Consider the following 25,652-nt stretch of genomic DNA (forward strand, 5'->3'; position numbering starts at 1 on the left):
TGCTACCCGTGCGGCATCGGCCCCCCGTTCGGTTCGCCGACACTACCCCGGAGACGCCGGCTCGAGCCATGACCGGTCGGGCGCTGTATTTCACCGGCCCCACGTCCGTCGCCGTCCGCGAGCAGTCGGTCCCCGTCCCGGGTCCCGAGGAGGTACGGGTTCGCGTGGAACGCTCCGGAATCAGTCCGGGAACCGAGCTGTTGGTGTATCGCGGCGAGCTGTCGCCGGAGATGTCCGCCGACGAGACGATCGACGCACTCGAGGGGACGTTCTCCTATCCGCTCCAGTACGGCTACGCCGCCGTCGGCTGCGTGACGGCCGCCGGAGACGCCGTCGACGACGAGTGGCTCGATCGACGGGTGTTCGCGTTCAATCCCCACGAGAGCCACTTCGTCGCGGAGCCCGAAACGCTCGTCCCGACCACGCTCGAGCCCGAACGGGCACTTTTCATTCCGAACACGGAGGCAGCGGTCAACTTCGTCATGGACGCACGGCCGCGGGTCGGTGCGCAGGTGGTCGTCTTCGGACAGGGGCCGGTCGGATTGTTGACGACGGCTCTGCTCGCCGAGTTTCCCCTCTCCGAACTCGTCACGGTCGATCAGTACCCGAACCGCCGTGACCTCTCGCGGTCGTTCGGTGCCGACCGGGCAGTGGCTCCCGAAGACATCGACGACGCGGTCCCGGACGGTGCCGACATCACGTTCGAGCTCTCCGGAAACCCGGTCGCTCTCGACGACGCCATCGAGGCGACCGGCTTCGCGGGGCAGGTCATCGTCGGCTCGTGGTACGGGACGAAAGACGTCGAGCTCGAGCTCGGGGAGAGCTACCACCGGAGCCACGTCCGGGTTCGAAGCAGCCAGGTGAGCCGCCTCGATCCGGACCACGCCGACCGCTGGGACAAGGACCGGCGGATGGCGTACGTCCGGTCCTGGCTGGCCGAGACCGACCTCTCGGCGCTGCTCACCCATCGCTTCGAGATCGATCGGGCGGCCGAGGCCTACCGCCTGCTCGCGGAGCGTCGAAACGAGGCGGTTCAGGTCGCGTTCACCTACGAGTGACTGCACGTAGCGGACGCCCACGGCGTTCGCCGGGGGAGGACGGCAAGCCGCGAGCACCCTCTGGATTTAGGTGACTGTCGACCGATACTGTGGCTGTGTACTCGACCACGGTCGCGACCGATTTCGTGGCACAGCACTACCTCACCGTCCCGAACCCGGGTCCGGAAGGCGAGCCCCACTCCCATCACTACGAGGTAGAACTGACGTTCAGCGGCCCCGAACTGAACGAGTACGACTACCTCGTCGATATCGACGACGCGGACGCGGCGCTCGCATCGCTGGCCGACCGCTACCGCGACGAGTTGCTCAACGATTTGCGGGAGTTCGAAGGGGACAATCCCAGCGTCGAGCGGTTCGCTCGCGTCGTCTTCGAGCGCGTGACCGACGCCGTCACCGACGACACCGTCACCGAACTGACCGTCACGATCTGGGAGGACGAGGAGGCCGCAGCCACCTACGACGACGCCGTATGAGGGTGGGGCTGACGCTGTACGGGAGCATCGACGAGCGATCCGGCGGGTTCCGCTACGACCGGAAGCTCGTCGAGGGGCTCCGACGAGCCGGCGACGCCATCGAACTCGTCGAACTCCCCTGGCGGGCGTATCATCGCGGCCTGCTCGACAACGGTTCCCGGACGCTTCGAAACCGGCTCCACGTCGACGTCGACGTCATGCTCCAGGACGAACTCGCTCACCCCTCGCTGGTTCACACCAATCGGCAGCTCCCCTATCCCGTCGTCAGCATCGTCCACCACCTGCGGGCGAGCGAACCGCGGTGGCTGGCCCCGCTGTACCGCACGATCGAACGCCGGTACCTCGCGACCGTCGACGGCGTGGTCTGTAACAGCGCCGTCACGCGCGCGGTCGTCACCGACCTCGGGGTCGATCCCGACAGGACCGTCGTCGCACCGCCAGCAGGTGACCGGTTCGACCCGTCCGTCGACGCCGAGACGATCGACAGCCGCGCTCGAGCGGAGCCGTTACGGGTGATATTCGTCGGCAACATCGCTCCCCGAAAAGGACTGGACACGCTCGTCGAGGGACTGGCCGCCGCCGAACTCGACGCCGAACTGACCGTCGTCGGCCGACCCGTCGACGAGGAGTACGCCGCGTCGGTTCGTCGCAGCGTTCGCTCGCACGGCCTCGAGGACCGCGTGTCGATGACCGGCGAACTCGCCGACGAGGAACTCGAGGCCGCGCTCCGGTCGAGCCACGTCCTCGCGGTGCCCTCGCGATACGAGGGCTTTGGCATCGTCTATCTCGAGGGGATGAGCTTCGGGCTTCCGGCGCTCGCGTCGCGGGCCGGCGGCGCGACCGATGTCGTCACCGACGGTGAAACGGGCCTGCTGGTCGATCCCGACGATCCGGCGGCCGTCGCAGCCGCGTTGCGGACCCTCGCGAACGATCCCGACCGACTGGCCGCGATGGGGCGGGCCGCCAGACGGCGCTACGAACGCCACCCGGGTTGGGAGGAGACGACCGCTCGCGTCCGTCGCCTGCTCGCCGACGTCGCCCCGACCGCGGAGGTGGTGACGTGACCGACGGGTTTCAGCGCTACCTCCGGGCGAAACGCACGGTCGACGACCGTGCGCTCGATCGACGGCTGGTCGAGCAGCTACGCGAACGGCTGGCGATCCGCAACGAAGCCCGCGAGGGTCCCTTGTGCGTCCTCGAGATCGGTGCCGGAATCGGGACGATGGTGACTCGATTCCTCGAGTGGGACGTGCTCCCCGTGGGTGAGATCCGGTACACCGCCGTCGACCTGCAGTCGGACAACGTGACGGAACTTCGCCGGCAGCTCCGCACGTGGGCCGACGACCGCCCCGTCTCGGTGTCCGGGACCGACGTGCTCACGCTCGAGGGGCCCGATCGACGCATCGAGGTCGAGCCCGTCGTCGCGGAGGCGGTGACCTACGCCGATCGCGCGGCGACGGCGTCCGACCTCCTCGTCGGCGCGGCCGTGCTCGATATTCTCGAGTTGGAAGGACTGGGACCGCTACTCGGCGCGCTCGCTCCCGGCGGACTCTACTACTTCCCCATCACGTTCGACGGGGCGACCCGATTCCGGCCGCCCCATCCCGCCGATCCCGACGTCGAACGATACTACCACGACCACATGGATGCGAAACCGGGCGGCAGCAGTCGGGCCGGGGAGGACGTCCTCGTCCGACTCCAGGGCATGGACGGCGTCTCGCTTCTCGGGGTCGCGGGCTCGGACTGGGTCGTCCGCCCCGTCGACGGCAGCTATCCCGGAGACGAGGCGTACTTCCTCCGTCACATCCTCGCTACCGTCGAGGAAGCGGTCGGCGAGATCTCCGGCGAGGAGTTCGAGGGACTCGAGGAGTGGCTGGCCCGTCGCCGGGCCCAGGTCGACGCCGGGGAGTTGCTCTATCTCACGCATCAACTGGACGTGCTGGGGCGTGTCGACGAGCCGAGTGGTGTCACCGATACCCGACGGTGACGGCGGTTTCGACTGGTTCTCGAGCGAGTCGCCGTTCGCTACAGGAGGTGGTCTCGGAGCGCGTTATCGATCGCGATCGCGGTTTGCACCCAGATCGGCCTGGGAGACGATCTCCGCGCCGACGGGCGAGAGGTCGATCGTCACGTCGTCGGTGACGGCCTTGCTGATCTCGTCCAGGTTCCCCGCAAGCACGGTCAGCACGTCGTCGGGGCTGGTGTAGACCAGCATGTTCCCGTCCTGGCCTTCCGCAACGAGTTGCGTGTCGTTCAGGACGACCTGGTCGTTCTGGATCGTCGCCGAGACGACCGGGAGCGCCGCCGGCTTCCCCGGTTCGTCGTCCCTGACTTTGCGGATGTGGACCGCATCGAGGTCGATGACCTCCTTGTACTCCTTGATCCGTTCGGCACAGTCGACCATGTCGTTGAGGAGCGCGGTGCGGCGCTCGTTGCCGTGATCGCCGTCGAGACAGTGCTGACAGACGCGGAGTTCGATTCGCATTAGCCCTCGATTGGGGTTGGATACCGATGAGAATTCCGCTTCTGCCCGTCCGTTTTGGAACGCACGGTCGCGATCCACGACGGCGAAACCGGTGTGCCCGACTGCCTCGAGTTAAGCTCGCAACTGCTCGTGAAGCTCCCGAATCCGCTCGGTCCCGCGATCCACGTAGCCGCCGTGATAGCACACGGTGTGCTCGATTTCGAGTGCTGCCAGAGTGTCGACGGAGTCGACCGCGCGTTCCATCTCCGGCGTGAAGCGTGGTTTCGGTCCCTCGAGCGGTTTCTCCCCGTCCGCGACGAGCGCATCGCCGGCGACGAGCAGCTTTCCCGTCGGGAAATACAGCGAGACGTGGCCGGGCGCGTGGCCCGGCGTGGCGACGACCGCCATCGGCCCTGCGACCGTCGGGAATCGAACGCCATCGGTGAGTTCGATATCGATATCGACGGGTGGATACCGGCTCCCCTCGCTTTTGATCGGCTCCCGCTCGCCCGACACGTACGGCGCTTCCTCGCGGTGGGTCGCGACGACCGCGTCGACTCGCTCGAGCAGTTCCGCGAGCCCGCCGGCGTGATCCCCGTCGTGGTGGGTCAGGAGGACCAGCCAGATGTCATCGAGGTCGTACTCGAGGGCCCGGAGGTGCGTCTCGAGCCCGTCGACGGCACCCGGGGGACCGACGTCGAGCAGTACGAGTCCACGGTCGCTTTCGACGATCGTCGGCGTTACCGTCAACTGCTTGCCGCCGTACTCGACCGGAATCGGCAGCACGTGAACGCCGGCGTCTTCCTGCATATGACGCCCATTCCCTGCCATTCACGAAGGGTTTGGGTATCCCGGTCGTCGTCCGCAGCTGAAACCGTGTACTGATACTCATCTAGGACTATATATAATAATTACCAACGGTTTATTACAAAGGAATAGTAAAAGTACGTTGATGAGAACTGAGCGTCAGTTCGCAGCCCTCGAGGCTACCGACGAGTCGCTTGCCCGGGTCCGAGAACAGGAACTTTCCGAGACGATCGATCCACTGATCGACGCATACGACGATATCGTCGGTGACAGGGATCGGTTCATCTGGCACTGGCTCGCATACCTGTTTCCGTCGGTTCGACTCTCCTGTGTCGATGTCGATCGCGAGCGCGCGGTTCACGACGCGAAACTGCTCGCGTCGATATTCATCGTCGTGGCCGACGACGTCGCCGAACGACACGGGGATCGGGCGACGTTCGACGAACTGGCTGCGATCCCGTTCGATCATCGACGCTCCCACCCTGACCGACCCGCCGTCGACGGTGCCGTCGTCCGCTACCTGCAGGACGTCTGGGAACGGTTCTCGACGATATACGACGCCGGTCCCCGATCGGCGGAGTTCGCGGACCTCCTGGCGTTCGATCTCAAGCAGGCCCTGCGGGCGATCGAGTACTCGTATCTCGCGAACCAGTCTCCCGACCTCGTCTCCGAACACGAGCTCTGGCAACACGACGTGCACAACATGCTGATACTCGTCTGTGCCGACATCGACTTCGCGAACGCCCGGTCGTTCGACTCGACGGAGCTATCGAAGCTGCGGGAGGTTTGCGATCGGGGCCAGCGGATGGCCCGGATCGGCAACTGGATCTCGACCTGGAAGCGGGAACTCGCCGAGGGAGACTGTAGCGCCGGAGTCGTCGTCCACGCGCTCGAGGCCGATATTATCTCCGACAAGCAGGTACGGCGGATTCGACGGACTCCGACCGACGAAGCCGTCTCCCCTGTCGTCGAGGCCATCAGCGAATCCGGCGTCGAGGACTACTTCCTGGAGCGCTGGCAAACTGAATACGAGGAAGCCAGCCGGCTCGAGTCCGAGATCGAGAGCGTCGATATCGGGGCGTATCTCGAGGGATACGAGACGGTGTTGCAGTACCACATCGCAAGCGAGGGGAAAAAGTAAGCACGCCTCATCGTCGGCGACCGAAACTGAACCGTTCTCACGCTGCGTAATTCTCGAGAGAACATATATCTGCTATTATCGTGGCTCCGAACATGCGTGTTCGACACGTCAAGTCGTCGACGGTCCTCGTCGAATCAGGAGAGACCGCCGTCCTCTGTGACCCCTGGATCCTCGACGGCGCGTTCTACGGTGCCTGGGCACACTACCCGCCCGTCGAGTTCGAGCCCGAAGATTTCAACGACGTCGACTACATCTACGTCTCCCACATTCACCCCGACCACTGCCACCGCGAGACGTTCGAGCGACTCGACTCCGAGGTTCCCGTCCTCATCCACGACTACAACTGGGACTTCCTCAGACACAACGTCGAGGCCGCCGGATTCGACGTCCGCGAACTGCCCCACGACGAGCGGATTCACCTCGGCGACGACCTGTCCGTGAACGTGCTCGCGTCGGACGACTGCGACCCGGCGGTGTGTGGCAATCACTTCGCCTGCCCGTGGATGGCCGAAGACGCCAGCACGCAGGGGATCGACGGCTCGACGCAGATCGATTCCATGGCGGTCTTCGACGACGGCGAGCACACCGTGCTCAATCTAAACGACTGTCGCTGGCCGATGTCCCAGCACGCTGCCGGCCGCGTCAAAGAGCAGTACGGCGAGATCGATCTGGCCATGCTGCAGTACACCTTCGCGGGGGGGTATCCCCAGGGCCGGATCGACTACTCCCACGAAAAACTGCTCGCGGAACGCGAGGACCGCCGGCTCCAGTCGCTGGAAAACGCCGTCGGCTTCCTCGAGCTCCTCGAGCCCGACTACTACATGCCCTTCGCCGGCAGCTACACGCTCGCGGGCGATCTCGCGGACCTGAACGAGTACGTCGCGCGGTCGACGCGATCGGAGGCGCGAGACTACTTCGAGGACGACGAGCGGGTCGCCGACGGCTCGGAGTGTATCCTCCTCAACAGCGGGGAGTGGTTCGACGTCGCCACGGGCGAGCAGTCCGCGCCGTTCTCGCCCGTCGATCAGGAGCAGCGCCGGGAATACATCGAAACCGAGCTCGCAGACCGGGAGTTTACCTACGAGTCGGATCCGATGCCGACGCTCGAGTCGTTCGAGGAGTACGTCCCGACGGCCTACGAGAACTTCGACGCCAAGCGCCGCGGGATCGGGTTCGAGTCGGAAACGGAAGTCCTCCTCTCGCTGGTCGACGACCACTACATGCGATTTACGGCGGACGGCGGCGGCCACGAGATCGTCGACGGGCTACCGGACCGAACCGATCGCCGACGGGTTCGAATGGAAATGGATCCCCGACTGACGCTGCGAATCCTGAAGGGGCCGCGGTACGCCCACTTCAACAACGCCTACATCGGGTCCCATCTCGGCTTTTCGATCGAACCCGACGTCTACGAGCGGTCGCTGTTCTACTCGATGAGCTTCCTGCACGCCTGAGCAGGCCGCGGGCCGAGCATCGTCGCCCCCGCTGGACGGGTTTTGTGGCAGATTCGAGGGCGACACTGCCGCCCGAAGAGCCCGTGAAAACCGGTGGGTGGAATACGTGTGTTTTATAACCGTCACCGGACAAAGCGGTCGTACGACTATGCCGAAATCTAATGGCCCTCGTCAGGGAACCCGGAAGAAGCTCGCGAACGATCCTCGAGACCGCGGTACCTCGCCGCCACAGCGTGCGATTCAGGAGTACGAGGAGGGTGAGAAAGTCCATCTGAAGATCGACCCAAGCGTTGCGGACGGTCGCTTCCACCCACGATTCGACGGTCGCACCGGCGAAGTCGTCGGCAAACAGGGCAGCGTCTTCAAGGTCGCGATCAACGACGGCGGCAAGGACAAGACCCTGCTCGTCGCCGCGGCCCACATGCGCGCACAGAATCAGGAAAAGAGCCGGATCTAACCGCAGGATGACGATCTTCAAAGAGATCGTCGACGAGGAGTTCCTGACGGTCTCGGAAACGAAGGAGCTGCTCGCCGACATCGAAGCCGAACGCGCGATGGACGAGGATCGCGAGTTGCGCTACGAGCTCGCGCGAGCGATCGAACACGCCAATCGGTTCGCCGTCCTCGAGCCCGAGGAGGCCCAGGCGCTCGTCGACGACCTGCTGGCGCTCGAGAAGGTCGACGAAGCGACGGCCTACAAGATCGCCAACCTCCTGCCGCGGGACCGGGACGAGCTTCGGTCGGTCTACGCACAGCAGCGCTACTCGCTGTCGGGAGACGAACTCGACGAGATTCTCAACGTCGTCGCACAGTACGCCTGAGACGGGCTGCCGTCGCTGGGTCCCGGCACACCCGCAGGGCGGGTCGCCGCTGGGCCGACACCGACTGCGTCCGTACGAGACGATCGACCGGGCCGATTCGACGCGATGCAGGGGAACTGCTCGTCGACGCCCCACTGGCGTCTGTTCGGTCCCCTGAGAGCGGGGCGACTCTTTAAGTACGCCGTTGCCGTATCGGGACGTAATGAGCGAAGCCGATGGCGACGAGACGGACGTTCGACGCGCGGTCGTGTTGGATTATCTCGCACACGGGCTGTCCGACGACAGCCGACCACAGTACGCGAAGTCACCGGCAGGCTACGCTGTCGGCATCGAGGATTTCCAGCTCTATCAGGTCGCGTTCGACGAGGAAGAGCGCCTGACCATCGGCAGCGAGGTCGTCGTCGAGCCGTCGGCCGAACGGGATATCGTCACCGAGTGCCACCGCGTCGAGTACGACGATCTCTCCTCGGGCGCGCAGTCGGAACTCGAGTACGTCGTCGAAGATCTCGTCGAGGAGCACGAAGAGCGGTTCGTCGACTTCTACAACGATGCCCAGCCGATCACGCTGCGGCTCCACCAACTGAACCTGCTGCCGGGGATCGGGAAGAAACTCCGGAACGGCATCTTGGACGAGCGAAAGCGCAAACCCTTCGAGAGCTTCGAGGAACTCTCCGAGCGGGTCTCCGGGCTCCACGACCCCGACCAGATCCTCGTCGATCGGATCCTCGAGGAGCTTCGCGACGACGACCTCAAGTACCAGACGTTCGTCGGGCGACGCGAACAGGAACAGAACCAGTAGCGATCACGATAGTCCGGCCGTCGAGCGGTGGGGAGGCGTCGTCGAAACGGAGCCCTGAGAGGCGTCCTCGAGGGCCCGGCGAGGGACATCGAGCGCACGAGACGGTGCGTTTACACGCACCCCGGCCAAATCCTCGGCAATGAGAGATCCAGACGGACTGATCGCCCGGGCCGGCGTCCGCGGCGATCCGGATCGCGACCAGCACTTCCTCGTCGACGACCGCGTGCTCGATCGGTTGCCGACCTACCTCGAGGAGATCGACGCCGACACGAGCCACCTCCTCGAGGTCGGCGGCGGAACGGGCGCGCTGACCGATCGGCTGCTCGCGGTCGGCGACGAGGTCACGGTCGTCGAGCGGGACCGCGACCTCGCCGCGTTCCTCCGCGAGGAGTTCGCCGCGGAGATCGACGCCGGCGAGTTGACCGTCGTCGAGGGCGACGCCCTCGAGGTCGAGTTGCCCGATTTCACGGCATCCGTGTCGAACCTCCCCTACGGCGTCTCGAGCGAGATCGCCTTTCGACTCTTTCCCGAGAAGAAGCCGCTAGTCTTGATGTTCCAACAGGAGTTCGCAGAGCGGATGGTCGCCGAGCCGAACACCTCGGAGTACGGCCGGCTCTCGGTCTCGAGCCAGCACTACGCGGAGATCGAACTCGTCGAATCGATCCCGAAAGAGGCGTTTTCGCCGCCGCCGGCGGTCCAGAGCGCGGTGATTCGAGCGGTGCCACGCGAGCCCGACTACACGGTCGCCGACGAGGACTTCTTCCTGCGGTTCGTCAAGGCGCTGTTCACCCAGCGCCGGAAGACGATCCGGAACGCGATCCGGAACACGGCCCACATCTCCGGACTCGCGGAGCCGGAGGCGGTCGTCGACGCGGCGGACGAGGCGGTGCTCCGGAAGCGAGCCGGCGCGATGGCCCCCTCCGAGTTCGCCGCCCTGGCACAGCTCGCCTGGGAAGTCGGTGATCCCGACGACTCCTGACCCGCGACTCGAGGTACTCGGCTGACTGGCGTTCGAGCCGCGGTCGCGCGTGCCGGGCAGCGACACAACCAACGGATACTCAAAGCTGCACGGCCGAGGGGCTCAGAGACGAACGCATGTCCGGACTACTGACGGGGCTGGACTGGCTGTCGGAGGTGGCTCCGACGGCGGCCCACAAGCTCGCGGTGTCGTTCATGGCGGTCGGGCTCGTCGTCGTCGTCTTGCTCTCCTACCGGCGGCTTCACGAGTGGGTGGCCGACCGTGTGCGGCCGCTGTACGCCGACATCGTTGCGGTGGCGGTCCTCGTTGGTGCGTGTCTGCTGAGCGCCGCCGTCGTGACGGGGATCTGGGGACGGACGGACGAAATCCAGCAGTTCTACGCCGGACTCGATCTGAACAGGGATGCCGTTCCGCGCGCGGTCTTTTCGTTCATACTGGTCGTCGTGACGGTTATCGTCAGGCGGTTCGTTCGCCGAATCATCACGGAGGTGATGGATTCGACGGCGGCCGTCACCGAACATCAGCGCCAGGTCACCCAGCGGCTGTCGCAGGTGATCATCTGGTCCGTTTCGGTCGTGGTCATCCTGGGGATCTGGATCGAGGATCTGGGCAGCCTGCTCGTCGGGGCCGGCTTCCTCGGGATCGTGCTGGGGATGGCCGCCCGCCAGACGCTGGGGACGATGCTCGCCGGCTTCGTCCTCATGTTCGCCCGCCCCTTCGAGATCGGCGACTGGATCGAGGTCGACGACAACGAGGGCATCGTCACGGACATCTCGATCGTCAACACTCGCGTCCGCTCGTTCGACGGCGAGTACATCATGATCCCCAACGACGTCATCGCCTCGAGCATGGTGACGAACCGCTCGAAACGGGGTCGCCTGCGACTCGAGGTCGAGGTCGGGGTCGACTACGGGACGGATGTCGATCGCGCGGCGGAACTCGCGGAAACGGCCATCGACGAGGTCGACGAGGCCCTCTCCGCACCGTCGCCACAGGTGGTCGGCAAGTCCTTCGGTGACTCGGCGGTCTTGCTGGGCGTTCGCTTCTGGATCGACAAACCGAGCGCCAGACGCTACTGGAAGGCCAGAACCGCCGCGATCGACGCGGTCAAGCGGGCGTTCGAGGACGAGGGCATCAAGATCCCGTTCCCGCAGCGCGAGCTGTCCGATCGGGCCGAAACCGGCGGCTTCCGGATCGCCGACGAGGACCGCAGTCCGCCGTCGGACGACCGGAACGCCGGCGGTACGGAACACCGAATGACGACACCGGAGGAGAACTAGATGGGACTCGAGGAACGACGCGACGAGGAACCGGACGTCTACCAACCCGCCGAAGATTCACACCTGCTGGCCGAGGCGGCTTGCGAGCGCCTCGAGGGGGACGAGCGCGTCCTCGAGGTCGGAACCGGCTCGGGCTACGTCGCCGGCCGGATCGCCGACCGGACGGACGCTCGCGTGATCGCCTCGGACCTGAACCCCCATGCCGTCCGCCAGGCCCGCGGGGCGGGCGTCGAGACGGTGCGGGCGGATCTCGTCTCGCCGTTTCGGGACGCGACGTTCGACGCGGTGGTGTTCAACCCGCCGTATCTGCCGACCGATCCCGAAAACGAGTGGGACGACTGGATGGAGCACGCGCTGTCTGGCGGCGAGGACGGCCGGGCCGTCATCGATCCCTTCCTCGAGCACGTCGGCCGCGTACTCGCGCCCGAGGGCAGCGTCTACCTGCTCGTCAGCAGCCTGACGGGGGTCGACGAGGTGGTCGAAGAAGCCGGCGAACGCGGATTCAGCGCCGTGGCCGTCGCCGACGAGTCGTTCCCCTTCGAGACGCTGACGGTGCTCGAGTTGCTCCGCTAGCGGCCGAGATTCGGGTGACGGGATACGTCGTCCGAAGGTTCTTTTCGAACGAGTGAGAGGCATCGAGTGATGCCCTCTACCCGACGAACGCTGCTGAGGAGCGTCGGCGCGACCGGTGTGAGCGTCGCCGTCGCTGGCTGTTCGCTGCTCTCGCGAGCCAGGGATCCCGACGAGCCGCCGCCGTCGGGCGTCGACGACTTTCCGAACCCCGAGGACAGCGCCCGCGGGGCGAACGGTGAGTGGTCGACGTTCGGCTGCAACGCGGCCAACACCCGCGCGGTCGGCGACGGTGAGGCACCGGTCGACGGCGTTACCGAGCGCTGGCGCGTGGAGGTCGCACAGACCGCGTATCAGGCACCGGTCGTCGCCGACGGTCGCGTGTATCAACTCGACGTGGACACGCTCCGGGTCCTCGACGCCGCCGATGGGTCGAAGCTGTGGACGGCCGAGGACGTCGAACGGGTGCCCCTGGTCTGGAACGACGCCGCCTACGTTTCGACCGGGACCGCCATTCGCGCGCTCGAGGCTAAGACGGGCGAGGGGCTGTGGGAACGAGGATTCGAGAGGCCCGGCCAGGTGACGACGCCGGCGACTCATAGCGGGGAGCAACTGATCTGTGGTGTGGGTGAACGCGTCGTCGCGCTCGATCCTGCCGATGGAGCGATTCGGTGGGATCGAGAGGTGTTCGGACAGGTACTCGACCACCCTGCCGTTTTCATGGGATACTGGTTCGTCGTTGCCACCCAGGCTGGGATGGGTTACTTGCTGGACAGAGAGGGAATGGGTGGACGTCGGTGGCAACTACCTGCCGAGCCGACGGCGCCGCCCAGCGCGGACACTGACTCGGTCTACGTCAACTGCCGAAACGGGACTACGTACGCACTGATGGACGACGGTCTCTCGGATCCGACGCGACACTGGGCGGTCGATACCGGCTGGGCGGACCGCGGTATCGCGGTGGCCGACGGGCTCGTACTCGTCGCGAACGGGCAGGGACTCCACGCCGTCGATACCGAATCCGGCGACCGGCCCTGGGAACACGAGATCGGAGACTGGCGACACACCGCGCCGGCGTACGGCCGCGACACCGTCTTCGTCGGCGGGGACCGCCTCCAGGCGCTGGACCCGACGCCGGGTGACAGTCCGGACGGGGGTCCCGCGGTGCGGTTCGAGCGCGAGTTTGGGGGTCGCGTGGGACCGGGACCGGTCCTCGACGACGGAACGATCTACGTCGTCGCACAGGTCGACGACGAGACGTACGCCTTGCTGGCGCTGGACTGATAGGAGACCGTCGAGTCACGAGCCACTCGAGTCGAGTCAGTGATCGAGAGCGATCCGCCTCCGTTTCGTTCTGCCGGGTCATCGCGGCGGAGGCGGCCTGTGACGTACGTTCACATTCATCGCAAACCCCCCTCTCGGAATCGATCCCTACCCGGGAACATTACTGCAGTGTATTAGTACGGATGGAAAATATTAAGCGTCGGTATAGCCTAGCCGGGGACACGATGACTGAGTACGTTTCGACCACGCCGGGGCTGTATCCGCTCCCGGACTGGGCGAAAGACGACCTTTCGGACCTCAAGGGCCACCAGAAGCACGACCTCATCAGCGGCGATGAGAGCGACGAGATTACCGCGGCCTACGAGGAAGCCCGCGAAGACGTGATCGCCGTCCAGCAGGATGCCGGCCTCGACCGCATCGTCGAAGGCCAACTGCGGTGGGACGACATGCTCGCACACCCGCTCGCTGTCGCCGACGCCGTCGAGACCCACGGCATCGTCCGCTACTACGACAACAACAACTTCTATCGGGAGCCGGTCGTCACCGACGACCTCGAGCCCACGGGCGACGTCGCCGCGGAACTCGAGGCCGCCACGGCGCTGACCGACGGGGACGACCTGCAGGCCGTCCTCCCCGGTCCCTACTCGCTCGCCGACCTCGCCACCGACGACCACTACGGTGACGAGGCCGACTTCCTCGGTGCGATCGCCGACTTCCTCGCGGGCGAGGTCGACGCCTTCCCCGAGCACGAAACGCTGTTCCTGCTCGAGCCCTCGCTGGTCGAGTCGGCACCCGACGACGGTGAAGACGAGCGTGCCAGCGAAGCGATCGATCGGGTCGCGGGCGCGACCGACGCCGACGTGGTCGTCCAGCCCTACTGGGGCGCACTCGAGGAGAAGGTCTACGCACACCTGCTCGACGCCGATATCGACGCGGTCGGTTTCGACTTCGTCGCGAACCAGGACGACAACCTCTACAACATTCAGGAGTACGGCGCGACCGACGACGTCGCGCTCGGCCTCGCCGACGGCCAGAGTACCCTCGTCGAGGATCCGGAAGCGGTCCGCGACCGGGTCGACTGGGTCGAAGGCCAACTCGGCGTCACCGAGTTCGAGACGGTCTACCTGACGACCAACACCGAGACGTTCTACCTGCCCTACAACAAGTATCAGGAGAAACTCGAGGTCCTTGCGGACGCCGCGGAACTCGCGGAGGTGAAAGCAGCATGAGCACGAACGACAACAAAGATCAGTTCCGACCGGACGACCACGAGAACGACCACTTCCTGCTGACGACCGTCGTCGGCTCCTACCCGAAGCCCAAGTGGCTCAACCGTGCGAAGGAGCTCTATCAGGACGACGATCACGACTTCGACGAAGACGACTGGCAAGAGGCCAAAGACGACGCCGCCCGACTCATTACGAACGAACACGAACGCGCCGGCCTGGACGCCGTCGTCGACGGGGAGATGCGGCGCAACGAGATGGTCGAGTTCTTCGCCGCCCGCATCGAGGGCTACGAGTTCAACGGTCCCGTCAAGGTCTGGGGCCACAACTACTTCGACAAGCCAAGCGTCGTCAGCGAGGTCGAATACGACGATAGCTGGCTCGTCGACGAGTACAAATTCACCGCCAGCGCCACCGACCGCCCCGTAAAAGTCCCGATCACGGGTCCGTATACGCTCGCGAGCTGGGCGTTCAACGAGGCCTACGAGGACGACGGGGAACTCGCCTACGCCCTCGCGGACCTCGTCAACGAGGAGATCGAGAAGCTCGTCGACGCCGGCGCACGGTATATCCAGATCGACGAGCCCGCGCTCGCGACCACGCCCGACGACCACGCGATCGTCGGCGAGGCCTTAGAGCGCATCGTCGCCGACATCCCCGAGGAAGTCCGCATCGGTCTCCACGTCTGTTACGGCGACTACTCCCGGATCTACCCCGAGATTCTGGAGTTCCCCGTCGACGAGTTCGACCTCGAACTCGCCAACGGCGACTACGATCAGCTCGACGTCTTCAAAGACCCCGAGTTCACGAAGGACCTCGCGCTCGGCGTCACCGACGTCCACGTCGCCGAGGCCGAGTCCGTCGACGAAATCGAGGAGAACATCAAGAAGGGCCTCGAGGTCGTCCCGCCGGAACAGCTGGTCGTCTCGCCGGATTGCGGCGTGAAGCTGCTCCCCCGCGAGGTCGCCTACGGCAAGATGGCGAACATGGTGGAGGCGGCCCGCAACGTCGAAGCCGATCTCGATGCGGGCAACATCGACGTCGAGCGCGGTGCGCCGACGCCGGCCGACGACTGAACCGCTCGAGCCGGCGGCGCGACCCCGTTCTCGCTCTCGCCGTCCGATCACGAACGCGGCTCACACGAACGCACCACAAAGGGATAACTGCGGGGCCGGTGAACGACCGTCCATGCCACTCGAGGTCGGCGTTCTCGGCTATCGGTTCATGGGGAAAGCACACGCGAACGCACTGGCGCGGCTCCCGATGTTCTTCCCGGACGCGCCCGCGGTCGAACGCAGCGTGCTCGTCGGTCGGGACGAAGACGCGCTCTCGGATGCCGCCGATCGTCTGGGCTTCGACGCCACCGCGACCGACTGGGCCGACATCGTCGACGACGTCGATGTCTTCTACAATCTCGGTCCGAACCACGTCCACGCCGAGCCGTCGATCGCGGCCCTCGAGGCCGGAACGCCTGTCTTCTGCGAAAAGCCCCTCGCGCCGACGCTCGAGGGGGCCGAGGCGATGGCCGCGGCCGCCCGCGACGCCGGCGACGACGTCCCCGCCGGCTGTGCGTTCAACTACCGATTCGTGCCGGCGATCCAGTACGCAAAGGAGTTTCTCGAGGCCGGCGAACTCGGTACCATCCGCCACGCTCGCGGGCGCTACCTCCAGGACTGGCTGGTCGATCCCGACGCGCCGTGGTCGTGGCGAAACGACGAGGAGCTGGCCGGATCGGGCGCGCTGGGCGACCTCGGCGCGCACACGGTCGACCTCCTGCGATTCCTCGTCGGGTCCGACGACCTCGCGGGCGACATCCAACGGGTCAGCGGCCACCTGCGGACGTTCGTCGACGAACGACCGGTCGAGGGAAGCGACGGCGAGACGCGTCCCGTCACCGTCGACGACGCCTACTCCGCACAGCTCGCGTTCGAACACGGTGCTATGGGCACCCTCGAGGCCTCCCGCGTCGCTGCGGGCCACAAGAACGACCACACGATCGAAATTCATGGCTCCGAGGGGAGTCTGCGGTTCTCCCTCGAGCGGCTCAACGAACTCGAGGTCCACCGCGACGGCGACCGGGGCTACGAGACGATCCTGGTCACCGACGAAGACGATCCCTACGTCGACCACTGGTGGCCGCCGGGCCACGTGCTGGGCTGGGAGCACACGTTCGTCCACGAGAACTACGAGTTCCTCAGCGCGGTCGCCAGCGGGGCGTCGGAGACGCACCGAACGTTCGAACCCAGCTTCGAGGACGGACTCGCCGCCCAGCGAGTCCTCGACGCGATCGAACGCAGCGACGACCGGGGCACGTGGGTCGGACTCGAGTGATCGCGCCGAGTTACAGGACCGGCACGAGCATCGAAGCGAACTCGTAGGTGAAGACGTGGTTGAGCAGGACGTAGGTGACGACGCCGAGGAAGAGACTCAGGATCCACGCGCCGGCGGCGATCCGGCCGACCCTCGCGTGGGCGGTGTTCCGGAGCTCCGCAGGGGTGTGAGTGAGTCCCAGCACCAGCGCATAGAGGACGACGGGGACCGAGACGATCGAGAGGATGATGTGGATCGCCAGCATGACGAGGTAGGGGTAGTAGACGGAGTCAGGTCCGACGAACTCCTTCGTGCCGCCGCCGCCGACCTTGAGCAGGTAGACGACCAAGAATCCGAGGATCAACACGAACCCGCTGACCATCGCCAGCCGGTGTTTCTCGACCTCGCCGGCGCGAATCCAGTACCAGCCCAGTGTCAACACGACCGTCGCGGTCGTGTTGATGACCGCGATCACGTGTGAGAGCAGATTGACCTGCGCGTTCGTCAGGTCGGGATAGATCGGGACGTCGAGCAGGAAAGTCCCCAGCACCAGCGCGTATCCGACGATCGTCAGGACGATCGTTGTACCCACCGGTCGCTCCCGAAGCCGCCGTCTCGCGTCAGCGGTTGCCATTATCGGCCGTTAGGAGTACCATCGTATCATCCTTACTGTTCGACACCCGCAGAACCGAATCCGCCACCGGTGACTCCTCGAGCGATCCCGTCGTCGAACACGGGCCCGACGGCGTCAACTGATCTGGATCGCGGGTTTGCCGGGCCGGGCTTTGGTCGCCTGCTCGCCGTCGTCGGTCGCCCGGCGGACCGTCACCTCGGCACCGAACTCGTCGGTGACGAGCCACGACGCGCGGTCGAGAATCGCACGTTCGCGATCCGCCGCGAGCGCGTGCCCGCTGTCCCCGCCATCGCGGGCCGCCAGTTCGCCGACGAAGGCCCCGACAGCGGCCCGGTCGGCATCGATCTCGAGCGTCTCGTCCGCGAGCACGCGATCGACGATCGCATCGACGTCGACGGTGCCGGCTCCGTCGGCATCGTCGGCGGTGACGGCCTCGTCGACCAGTTCGGCGGCCCGGTATTTCCACTCGCGAGCGACGACCAGTTCGATCCGCTCGGGTTCGTCGATCGCCGCCACGTCGACGATATCCCGGACGTCCTCGAGGGTCCGATCGACGAGTTGGCGTTCGCGCTGGTAGGCCGAGGCGTCGCGGTCGGGTTCGGGCCAGTCGGCTTCGACGGCGAGGCCCTCACCCCGGAGTTTGTTCCAGAGTTCCTCGCCGAGATGGGGTGCCATGGGGGCGATCAACGCAGCGAGCGTCAACAGGCCGCGCCGGTAGAGCTCTCCCTGTGGCCGGTCGTACTCGCGATACCGTCTGAGCAGGCGGGCGAGCTCCTGAATCTCGGTCGCGGCGCGGTGGAAGCGGAATCGCTCGTACTCGTCGGTAACTGCAGCGATCGTCCGGTCGATCTCTCGGGCCACGTAGTCGTCGTGCTCGCGCCGCTCGAGGCGGGCGTCGCCCGCCTCGACGAAGGCGGTCGCCATCCGGTAGAGGGTTTGCTGGAGGTCGTACGCGCCCCGAACGTTGTTCGCGGTCCACTCGAAGTCCTGTTCGGGGTGGGCCGCCGAAAGCACGAACAGCCGCGTCGTCTCCGCACCGTACTCCTCGGGCGCGACGACGTTCCCCCTGGAACTGGACATCTTCTCGCCATCGTAGAGCACCGTCCCCTGGCTCATGAGCTCCCGAATGGGCTCCCGTCGCTCGAGGAGGTCGAGATCGGCCAGTGCCTTCGTGAAAAACCGGGTGTACAGCAGGTGGAGGATGGCGTGTTCGTCGCCGCCGACGTAGACGTCGATGGGGAGCCACTCGTTCGCGAGGTCGGTGTCGAAGGGGGCGTCCGCGAGGTCGGGCGAGAGAAAGCGCAGGTAGTACCACGAGGAGTCGACGAACGTGTCCATCGTGTCCGTCTCGCGGCGTGCCGGGTCGCCACACTCGGGGCAGGTCGTTCGGTTCCACTCCTCGGCCGCGTCCAGCGGGTTCCCCGTCGTCCGGACGAACTCCGGAAGCTCGACCGGGAGGTCCTCGTCCGGCACCGGAACGCGCCCGCAATCCTCACAGTGGACCATCGGGATCGGCGTCCCCCAGTAGCGCTGCCGGGAGATCAGCCAGTCCCGGAGCCGGTAGGTGACGTCGTCCTCGAGCGCGTCGTGGGCTGTCACGAGCCGTTCGCCGGCCGTCTCGCTCTCGAGGCCGTCGTACTCGCCGCTGTTCTCGAGGATTCCCTCGCCGGTGTAGGCTTCGCGTTCGACGTCGGTCTCGACGGATTCGTCCTCGGGGACGATCACGCGCTCGATCGGCAGCCCGTGTTCGCGTGCGAACGTGTGGTCGCGCTCGTTGTGGCCGGGAACGCCCATCACGGCACCGGTACCGACGTCGTCCAGCACGTAGCCGGCCACGTAGACGGGCAGTTCCTCGCCGGTCAGCGGGTGGATCGCGGTCGCGTCCGTTTCGACGCCCGAGAAACCGACCTCGTCCGGATCCCGCTCGCGGACCGTCTCGACGTACTCGGCGACGGTCTCGCGGGCCGCCGGCCCGTTCGACTCGTCCGCGGACCCGCTGTCCGTCCGTTCCTCGTCGCCCTTGGCCAGCGATCGAGCCAGTTCGTGTCCCGGCGACACCGCGAGGTAGGTCGCGCCGTAGATCGTCTCCGGGCGGGTGCTGAACACGTCGACGAGGTCGCCCTCGTCGCTACCGGCAGCGTCACCGACCCCGGTCACTTCGAACGTGATCCGTGCTCCTTCCTGCCGGCCGATCCAGTTGCGCTGGATCTCGCGGACGCCATCGGGCCAGCCCTCGAGTTCGTCGAGTCCGTCGTGGAGCTCCTCGGCGTAGTCGGTGATCGTGAAGAACCACTGGTCGAGTTCGCGCCGGCCGACGGGCGTCTCACACCGCCAGCAGACCCGTTCGCCGTCGCTGTTCGCGGCGTCGCCGCTCTCCCCATCCGAGGACGCTCCCTGTTCGTCCTCGCTGCTCGCGGCGTCGCCGCTCGCCCGATCCGAGGACTCGCTGCGCTCGTCCTCGCGATCGACGACCTGGGCGTCGGCCAGCACCGTCTCGCAGTCGGGACACCAGTTGACCGCCGCCGCCTCGTACTCGACGAGCCCCGCCTCGTAGAGGCGCTTGAACAGCCACTGATTCCACCGGTAGTAGTCGGGCTCGCAGGTCGTGATCTCTCGAGACCAGTCGTAGCCAAAGCCCATCGTCTCGAGTTCCTCGCGCATGCGCCGGATACACGCCTGCGTCCAGGACTCGGGGTCGGTTTTGCGCTCGAAGGCGGCGTTCTCGGCCGGCAGCCCGAACGCGTCCCACCCCATCGGGTGGAGGACGTCGTCGCCTTGCATGCGACGATAGCGCGAGTAGGCGTCCGTGATCGCGTAGTTGCGGACGTGCCCCATGTGGAGCGTGCCCGACGTGTAGGGAAACATCCCGAGGACGTAGGTGGGATCGGCGGCGTCCTCGTCGAGTTCGTAGACGTCGTCGCGCTCCCAGACGTACTGCCAAAACTCCTGTATCTGCGCGTGATCGTAATGACTCGTCATTGTCGGCGAGGTCCGTTGGGTCCCACTCTGTGGGCCGGCTATATCATTGTTCGGCCGTCCACGTGATTCTCCGCTCCCTACGGAACGCACCGTCGGGTTGCCGGTCGATGCCGCCTCGAGCGACACGTGGTTCGTACCCCAGTCACGAACCGGCCGTGCGGTATTCAAAGAACCCTCCGCGGATCGGGCTTATCGCGTTCCGGCAGCCGTTCCTCGCGGCACGTCGCGGCCCGCAGTGTAGGCGATGTACGCCGACAGCGCCGCGCCGAGAAGTCCCGACACGACGTTACTCCAGGCAAGTCCCTGGCTGGCGGCCTCGAGGCCGTCCATCGCGAACTGGCCGTCTATCGCGAACTGCGAGACCATCATCCACAGCGCCAACAGCGCGACGAGGGACATGACGCCGGCACTGGTCGCATACCCGTTCGTGATCCGATAGTAGTTGTATCCCGCGAGCAGGAAAATCGCGCCGCCGATCAGCAGGTTGTTCCACAGCATGGACTGTGCCGCCTCGTAGATGAACGGCGAGACGGCCAGCCACAGGCCGATCAGGGAGACGACGCCGCTCAGCCACTTTTGCCCCGCCGGCTCGCCCTGCTCGCGAGCGTGCGGTTCACCGGTCGCCGGGTCGTTGGTCGTGGATTGGCTCATGCTGTCCTCGACCGTCACTACTCCGATCGCGCTGATAAAGCGCGACGACTGTTCCACCTAGCCGCCGGAAAATCGGCTCCGAGACAGCCCGTTCCTGAACCCGTCAATGACAGGTGAGAGGGGCCAAAACCGTCTTTACGATCCCCAATCGGCGACTGGCGAGACCCCGTCAGAGAGTGTAAACGAGTATTACCGTACGCCTGCTCGCACAGCCGAGTATCCTGCCGGGACCGCCTCCCTGCCGTTCGCCGTCCGCGGGCGGGTCGCCCCTTCCTCTCGCGCATCAGCGATGGCACCCACGGTGTCCGACAGTCGATATCCGCGGGCTGAGAGGCGTCGAATAGCACCTCTCGATTCGGGATGCCCCACCGATGGAGCGTCCTCGAGAGTCGTCGATTTCACACGCAAGGAGTGGTTCCCGCTGTTTCTCCCGTCATAAACGACGGATACCGAGCGCGCTCTCCCGCTCTCGTGCTCGGATCGCCGCGGCAGACGGTTTCCCCTGCTGAAACGGTTTTATCGTCCGTATAGTGAACGCCGAACGGCGAAACTATCTCGTAATGAAAACGCTCGTACGTGATCGATCGAACTCCTGGGCGACCGGTCGCTGCAGGCAGCGGGGCCGGCAGCGCACCTCGGGGCAGGCCCTGGCTCGAGCGCCGCCGGACGAGATAGCGTTCACGACCGAGAACGGAGAGACTGACAGCCAGTCGATCACGACCCGACCGAAAGCGGCGGTATCGAACGGAAACGAGACGGCGCGCACGTAACAGCAATTTTCGACTCACAATTCTCAATCATGCGTCGTAATGTCCAAGGACAGCGGACGAAGACCCGATCGATTCAGCGTAGCGTTCAGGTGTTGCTCACCGTCAGTGGCATCGTCTTCCTCCTGGCGGGGCTGGTTCTCGCTGCGAGCGGAGCCTCTGTCGGTAGCGCCATCGGGTCGGTCACTGACCGATTTGACGGCTCGAACCAACCGGCTGACGACGGTATTGATTCGTCGGATGGCGACGCTACGGACGTTGGAAGCGGAAACGAGACCGATGATACCAGCGGAGAGAGCAGCGATAGCGACGATGGAGCCACCGCTGACGCCAGAGATGGCAGCGATAGCGACGATGACGGCGACGATACGGACGGAGATGACAGCGACGGCGACGACGGAAACAGCAGCGACGGCGGCGACGGAAACAGCAGCGACGGCGGCGACGGACCACACTCGCTGACTGTGACCGTCGAAGATCAGGACGGCAACACGATCGAAGGGGCCACCGTCAGCCACAACGAGTCCTTCGGCGACGAGAAAACGACCAGCGGAGACGGCGAGGTCGAGTGGGAGGTCGAGAACGGTACCTACAGCGTCTCCGCGAATGCGGACGGATACCAGTCCGCGGAGGATAGCGTCGAGATCGACGGCGGCGACGAGCCGCTCACGCTGAGGCTCGAGGCGGAAGCGGGCAACGACTCGAGCGACGACGGTAACACGGTGACGTTCGTCGTGGAAGACCAGAACGGCGACACGCTCGACAATGCGACCGTCGCACTCGAGCGGGAAACGCTGGGGGGCATTCGCGGAAAGGAGGAGAAACCCGTCGATCAGGACGGTGAGGTCGACTTCGAGCGCGAGAACGGCGAGTACTCCTTCACCGTGACCGTAGACGGGAACGAGTCGAACGAACAGACCGTCGACGTCGATGGCGACACGAGACAGCCCGTGACGTACGAGACGACTGACGGCTAGAGACGGTTCTGGCCGGTCGCGTTCTCCTGCTCTTTTTCCGCGGTTCCCGGAGTTGATCGTTCCCTCTGGGTCGTCGACCGACCACCTGCTCGAGCGTCGATGCGCCTCCGGACTCGTTCTCGTGCCGGCAGAGCATCGCTTGGCACTTCGGTCGCTGATCGGAGGTCGAACGCGAGCAGAGTCTCGAAGCGTCGCAAAGCCCAGGCGGCACTCGTTCCGTCGGCCCTCCGGTTCGTCGTCCGATCACTATCGGGACCGTCGATGACCGAATCTAGACGTCGTTGGTCGGAAGCATCGCAGCGGCAGTGCAAACGGGTGCCCCTATCGGCCCCGAGGGAGCATCCGTGACCGGAATAGCACGGTCGCGAGGATCGTTGCTCGCGACCGCTCCAGCGGTGTGCCATCGTGTACTCGGCGCGTGACAGGCCGGCCTCGGCGCGGTTACGGAGATCGCTGACGCGCTCGAGCGAGAACGGTGCGGCGTCGCTCGGACGGACGAGCGACCGGTCGCTTGCGATGCCCTCGCTTCTCGAGGGCTCTGACTGACCGTTCGCCGGGTCAGACTATCACTGTTCGCCGGGTCACAGTACCGTCCTCCCCCTACCGGTTCGAGAACGGACGGGCGGTGTCGAACGGACGCGTCAAAAAGGCGTTACCTGAAAACCGAGCCGATCATTCGACCGTGACGCTCTTCGCGAGATTACGCGGTTTGTCGATCGGGCGGTCGAGTTGCTTCGCGGCGTAGTAGGAGAGCAACTGGAGTTGGACGTTCGCGAGCAGACCCGCCCAGACGGGATGGGTTTCGGGGACCGACAGGTGTGCGTCGGCGATGTCGACGAGGGGCTGCTCGTCCGGTCCGACGGCGACGATCGGCGCACCACGGGACTGAGCCTCGATCGCGTTCGTCTTCGTCTTGTCGTCGTCGTCACCGCCGGTCGCGATCGCGAATACGGGCGTCTCCTCGGTCACGAGCGCGAGCGGGCCGTGTTTGAGTTCCCCGGCGGCGAACCCTTCCGCGTGCTCGTAGGTGATCTCCTTGAACTTCAACGCGCCTTCGAGCGCCACCGAATGCCCGAGCCCGTGCCCGATGAAGAAGTACGAATTGCTGTCGAACATCTCCCGAGCGAGCGTCTCCGCCCGCACCGTCTCGAGGACGGCTTCGACGTGTTGTGGGAGATTCTCGAGCGCCTGGAGCATCGCCGATCGGTCCGCGACGGGAGTCGCGTCCGGAACGTCTCCGGCGATGCGCTGGGTGAGCAGGGCGAGCGTGACCGCCTGTGAGGAGTAGGTCTTCGTCGCCGCGACGCCGACTTCCGGGCCGGCGCGGATGTAGACGGCGTCGTCGGCTTCGCGTGCAGCCGTCGAACCGACTACGTTGGTGACGGCGAGCGTCCGCGCGCCGCGTGCGGCCGCTTTCCGGACCGCATCGAGCGTGTCGGCGGTTTCGCCGCTCTGGGTGACCGCGACGACGAGCGTGGTCTCGTCGACCGGCCCGGACGTGGATTCGTACTCGCTCGCGCGGAGGACGTCGGCCCGCACGCCCGCCTCCCGCATCAACTGCCCGCCGTACATCGCCGCGTGATACGACGTCCCGCAGGCGACGAACTGGACGGACTCGATACCGTCGAACGAGCCGGGTGGGAGGTCCTCGAAGGCGACGTCCCCGTCCTCGATCCGACCCTCGATCGTGTTCGAGAGGGCCGTCGGCTGCGTCTCGATCTCTTTGAGCATGTAGTGGTCGTACTCGCCTTTCCCCGCGTCCGCCGGGTCCCAGTCGACGGTGTCGACGGACCGTTCGATCGGCGTCCCGTCGAGGTCGGTGATCCGGTAGGAGTCGGGTTCGAGAACGACGAGGTCGCCGTCCTCGAGGTAGATCACTTCGTCGGTGTGATCGAGGAACGCCGGCACGTCGCTGGCGAGGTACCACTCCTCCTCGTCGAGACCGAGGACCAGCGGAGAGCCCTTTCGCGCCGCGTAGACTCGCTCCTCGCCGTCGACGATCGCGGCGATCGCGTAGCTCCCCTCGAGCGTGTCGACGGCCTCGCGGACCGCCTGTTCGGTATCGTCGGTCGTCGCCAGGCACTCGTCGATGAGATGCGGGATGACCTCCGTGTCGGTGTCGCTCTCGAACTCGTGGCCCCTCGCCGTGAGCTCCGTCCTGAGCTCGTCGTAGTTGTCGATGACGCCGTTGTGGACGACCGCCACGTCACCCGCCGTGTCCGTATGCGGATGGGCGTTCTCGTCGGTCGGTGGCCCGTGCGTGCTCCAGCGGGTGTGGCCGATCCCCATGTTTCCGTGCGGGTCGCTATCGAGCGACGATTTGAGGTCGGACACTTCGCCGGACGTCTTGTGGACTTTCACACCCGATCCGTTCTGGACGGCGATCCCCGCCGAGTCGTAGCCGCGGTACTCGAGGTTCTCGAGACCCGAGAGGAGCGTCTCCGCCGCACTTCCGTGGCCGATACGGGCGATGATACCGCACATCAGCCCAACACCTCCCGAGCAGCGGCCATCGACCACGGTGTCCCATCTGACGACCGCCGTGCGACGCGGGTGACGATGGTCGCGTCGGTCGTTTCGAGCCGATCCGAGACCGCTGCCTGAACTGCAGTACTGGTTCGTGTCATGGGTAGTTCCGACCCCGTCCGCCAGTACCGGCGACGGCCGGGGCTTCACTCTCACCACGTGTGACAGCGGCCATTACTATAGCACGAATAAGTCAGTACTGCGAATACGACCGGCCCTATCGGCCGTCTAATTCCCCATTCGGCCCTCGAAACCGTCTCTGTTCGTCTCAGCCGGGTTGCAATCCCGACGTCCCCTGGGGGTTGTCCGGTTCCGGCTATCGGAACGGTACCGATAGTAGCCACTGAACGTCACTGCACACCCGATCGCACGACGGCTTCGCGATCGGTATGTAACCCGGTTCGAATGTTCCCGCCGATCGTTCGGCAACGACCGATCGGATCGTGTCCTGA

The 25,652-nt window shown here is 65.7% G+C and carries 25 protein-coding genes; 18 read left to right on the forward strand and 7 right to left on the reverse strand.

The window, feature by feature from the left end; genetic code table 11:
- Window positions 1-68: 68 nt before the first annotated feature.
- The 4 genes from CP557_RS03095 to CP557_RS03110 all read left to right on the forward strand — a co-directional run bounded on the left by CP557_RS03095 (window position 69) and on the right by CP557_RS03110 (window position 3,518).
- Window positions 69-1,058: a zinc-dependent alcohol dehydrogenase gene (locus tag CP557_RS03095; RefSeq protein ID WP_097378556.1), complete on the forward strand. Its 990-nt coding sequence runs from the start codon at window positions 69-71 to the stop codon at window positions 1,056-1,058.
- A gap of 95 nt (window positions 1,059-1,153) precedes the next feature.
- On the forward strand, window positions 1,154-1,531 hold the full coding sequence (locus CP557_RS03100; protein ID WP_097378557.1) for a 6-pyruvoyl trahydropterin synthase family protein: 378 nt from the start codon (window positions 1,154-1,156) through the stop codon (window positions 1,529-1,531).
- Window positions 1,528-2,595 carry a glycosyltransferase family 4 protein gene (locus tag CP557_RS03105; RefSeq protein WP_097378558.1) on the forward strand — a complete coding sequence of 356 codons (1,068 nt, stop codon included), beginning with the start codon at window positions 1,528-1,530 and terminating at the stop codon, window positions 2,593-2,595. Before CP557_RS03100 ends, CP557_RS03105 begins: the two co-directional genes overlap by 4 nt.
- Complete coding sequence (locus tag CP557_RS03110) at window positions 2,592-3,518, forward strand: hypothetical protein (RefSeq protein WP_097378559.1); 927 nt, start codon at window positions 2,592-2,594, stop codon at window positions 3,516-3,518. The genes CP557_RS03105 and CP557_RS03110 overlap by 4 nt, the downstream gene beginning before the upstream one ends.
- A 63-nt stretch (window positions 3,519-3,581) precedes the next feature.
- Here the strand turns inward: CP557_RS03110 and CP557_RS03115 are convergent, their stop codons facing one another.
- Together CP557_RS03115 and CP557_RS03120 are read right to left on the reverse strand one after the other, a co-directional pair.
- Window positions 3,582-4,016, reverse strand: coding sequence for a hypothetical protein (locus tag CP557_RS03115; RefSeq protein WP_097378560.1), 435 nt, complete (start codon window positions 4,014-4,016; stop codon window positions 3,582-3,584).
- Between the two features lie 111 nt (window positions 4,017-4,127).
- On the reverse strand, window positions 4,128-4,805 hold the full coding sequence (locus CP557_RS03120) for an MBL fold metallo-hydrolase (RefSeq protein ID WP_245852878.1): 678 nt from the start codon (window positions 4,803-4,805) through the stop codon (window positions 4,128-4,130).
- 142 nt (window positions 4,806-4,947) lie between these two features.
- On the opposite strand from CP557_RS03120, the gene CP557_RS03125 reads away from it, so the two are divergent.
- The 12 genes from CP557_RS03125 to CP557_RS03180 all read left to right on the forward strand — a co-directional run bounded on the left by CP557_RS03125 (window position 4,948) and on the right by CP557_RS03180 (window position 16,687).
- Window positions 4,948-5,943, forward strand: a complete 996-nt coding sequence (locus CP557_RS03125) for a hypothetical protein (protein WP_097378562.1) — start codon at window positions 4,948-4,950, stop codon at window positions 5,941-5,943.
- 92 nt (window positions 5,944-6,035) lie between these two features.
- Window positions 6,036-7,397 carry an MBL fold metallo-hydrolase gene (locus CP557_RS03130; protein ID WP_097378563.1) on the forward strand — a complete coding sequence of 454 codons (1,362 nt, stop codon included), beginning with the start codon at window positions 6,036-6,038 and terminating at the stop codon, window positions 7,395-7,397.
- 148 nt (window positions 7,398-7,545) lie between these two features.
- Window positions 7,546-7,854 carry a 50S ribosomal protein L21e gene (locus CP557_RS03135; RefSeq protein ID WP_006179483.1) on the forward strand — a complete coding sequence of 103 codons (309 nt, stop codon included), beginning with the start codon at window positions 7,546-7,548 and terminating at the stop codon, window positions 7,852-7,854.
- 7 nt (window positions 7,855-7,861) lie between these two features.
- Window positions 7,862-8,218, forward strand: coding sequence for an RNA polymerase Rpb4 family protein (locus CP557_RS03140; protein ID WP_097378564.1), 357 nt, complete (start codon window positions 7,862-7,864; stop codon window positions 8,216-8,218).
- 202 nt (window positions 8,219-8,420) lie between these two features.
- Window positions 8,421-9,017 carry a DUF655 domain-containing protein gene (locus CP557_RS03145; RefSeq protein ID WP_097378565.1) on the forward strand — a complete coding sequence of 199 codons (597 nt, stop codon included), beginning with the start codon at window positions 8,421-8,423 and terminating at the stop codon, window positions 9,015-9,017.
- Between the two features lie 139 nt (window positions 9,018-9,156).
- Window positions 9,157-9,996 carry a 16S ribosomal RNA methyltransferase A gene (locus CP557_RS03150; RefSeq protein WP_097378566.1) on the forward strand — a complete coding sequence of 280 codons (840 nt, stop codon included), beginning with the start codon at window positions 9,157-9,159 and terminating at the stop codon, window positions 9,994-9,996.
- A 116-nt stretch (window positions 9,997-10,112) separates the two neighbouring features.
- Window positions 10,113-11,276, forward strand: a complete 1,164-nt coding sequence (locus CP557_RS03155; RefSeq protein ID WP_097378567.1) for a mechanosensitive ion channel family protein — start codon at window positions 10,113-10,115, stop codon at window positions 11,274-11,276.
- Window positions 11,277-11,849 carry a HemK2/MTQ2 family protein methyltransferase gene (locus tag CP557_RS03160; protein ID WP_097378568.1) on the forward strand — a complete coding sequence of 191 codons (573 nt, stop codon included), beginning with the start codon at window positions 11,277-11,279 and terminating at the stop codon, window positions 11,847-11,849.
- Window positions 11,850-11,918: 69 nt separating this feature from the next.
- On the forward strand, window positions 11,919-13,130 hold the full coding sequence (locus CP557_RS03165; RefSeq protein WP_097378569.1) for an outer membrane protein assembly factor BamB family protein: 1,212 nt from the start codon (window positions 11,919-11,921) through the stop codon (window positions 13,128-13,130).
- A 224-nt stretch (window positions 13,131-13,354) separates the two neighbouring features.
- The gene (locus tag CP557_RS03170; protein WP_097378570.1) at window positions 13,355-14,359 is read left to right on the forward strand and encodes a 5-methyltetrahydropteroyltriglutamate--homocysteine methyltransferase; all 1,005 of its coding nucleotides are present in this window, start codon (window positions 13,355-13,357) and stop codon (window positions 14,357-14,359) included.
- Window positions 14,356-15,432 (forward strand): methionine synthase, encoded by a 1,077-nt coding sequence (locus CP557_RS03175; protein WP_097378571.1) that lies wholly within the window; start codon window positions 14,356-14,358, stop codon window positions 15,430-15,432. The genes CP557_RS03170 and CP557_RS03175 overlap by 4 nt, the downstream gene beginning before the upstream one ends.
- A gap of 112 nt (window positions 15,433-15,544) precedes the next feature.
- Complete coding sequence (locus tag CP557_RS03180) at window positions 15,545-16,687, forward strand: Gfo/Idh/MocA family protein (RefSeq protein WP_097378572.1); 1,143 nt, start codon at window positions 15,545-15,547, stop codon at window positions 16,685-16,687.
- A 10-nt stretch (window positions 16,688-16,697) separates the two neighbouring features.
- On the opposite strand, the gene CP557_RS03185 is transcribed toward CP557_RS03180, so the two are convergent.
- The 3 genes from CP557_RS03185 to CP557_RS03195 form a co-directional block, all read right to left on the reverse strand.
- Window positions 16,698-17,300, reverse strand: coding sequence for a DUF420 domain-containing protein (locus tag CP557_RS03185; RefSeq protein ID WP_097378573.1), 603 nt, complete (start codon window positions 17,298-17,300; stop codon window positions 16,698-16,700).
- 114 nt (window positions 17,301-17,414) lie between these two features.
- A complete protein-coding gene (locus tag CP557_RS03190; RefSeq protein ID WP_097378574.1) occupies window positions 17,415-20,279 on the reverse strand; it encodes a leucine--tRNA ligase in 2,865 nt (954 codons plus the stop codon).
- 189 nt (window positions 20,280-20,468) lie between these two features.
- Window positions 20,469-20,930, reverse strand: coding sequence for an SPW repeat protein (locus CP557_RS03195; RefSeq protein ID WP_097381509.1), 462 nt, complete (start codon window positions 20,928-20,930; stop codon window positions 20,469-20,471).
- A 560-nt stretch (window positions 20,931-21,490) separates the two neighbouring features.
- On the opposite strand from CP557_RS03195, the gene CP557_RS03200 reads away from it, so the two are divergent.
- Window positions 21,491-21,700, forward strand: a complete 210-nt coding sequence (locus CP557_RS03200; RefSeq protein ID WP_097378575.1) for a hypothetical protein — start codon at window positions 21,491-21,493, stop codon at window positions 21,698-21,700.
- Window positions 21,701-21,729: 29 nt separating this feature from the next.
- Window positions 21,730-22,674: a carboxypeptidase regulatory-like domain-containing protein gene (locus tag CP557_RS03205; protein WP_097378576.1), complete on the forward strand. Its 945-nt coding sequence runs from the start codon at window positions 21,730-21,732 to the stop codon at window positions 22,672-22,674.
- A gap of 672 nt (window positions 22,675-23,346) precedes the next feature.
- Here the strand turns inward: CP557_RS03205 and glmS are convergent.
- Entirely contained in the window at window positions 23,347-25,158 is a 1,812-nt protein-coding gene (gene glmS, locus CP557_RS03210; protein WP_097378577.1) for a glutamine--fructose-6-phosphate transaminase (isomerizing), read from the reverse strand.
- Window positions 25,158-25,301 (reverse strand): hypothetical protein, encoded by a 144-nt coding sequence (locus CP557_RS22400; protein WP_169924331.1) that lies wholly within the window; start codon window positions 25,299-25,301, stop codon window positions 25,158-25,160. The genes glmS and CP557_RS22400 overlap by 1 nt, the downstream gene beginning before the upstream one ends.
- Between the last annotated feature and the right edge of the window lie 351 nt (window positions 25,302-25,652).

Origin of the sequence: Natrinema ejinorense (assembly GCF_002494345.1) — an archaeon.
Classification (GTDB): Archaea; Halobacteriota; Halobacteria; order Halobacteriales; family Natrialbaceae; genus Natrinema; species Natrinema longum.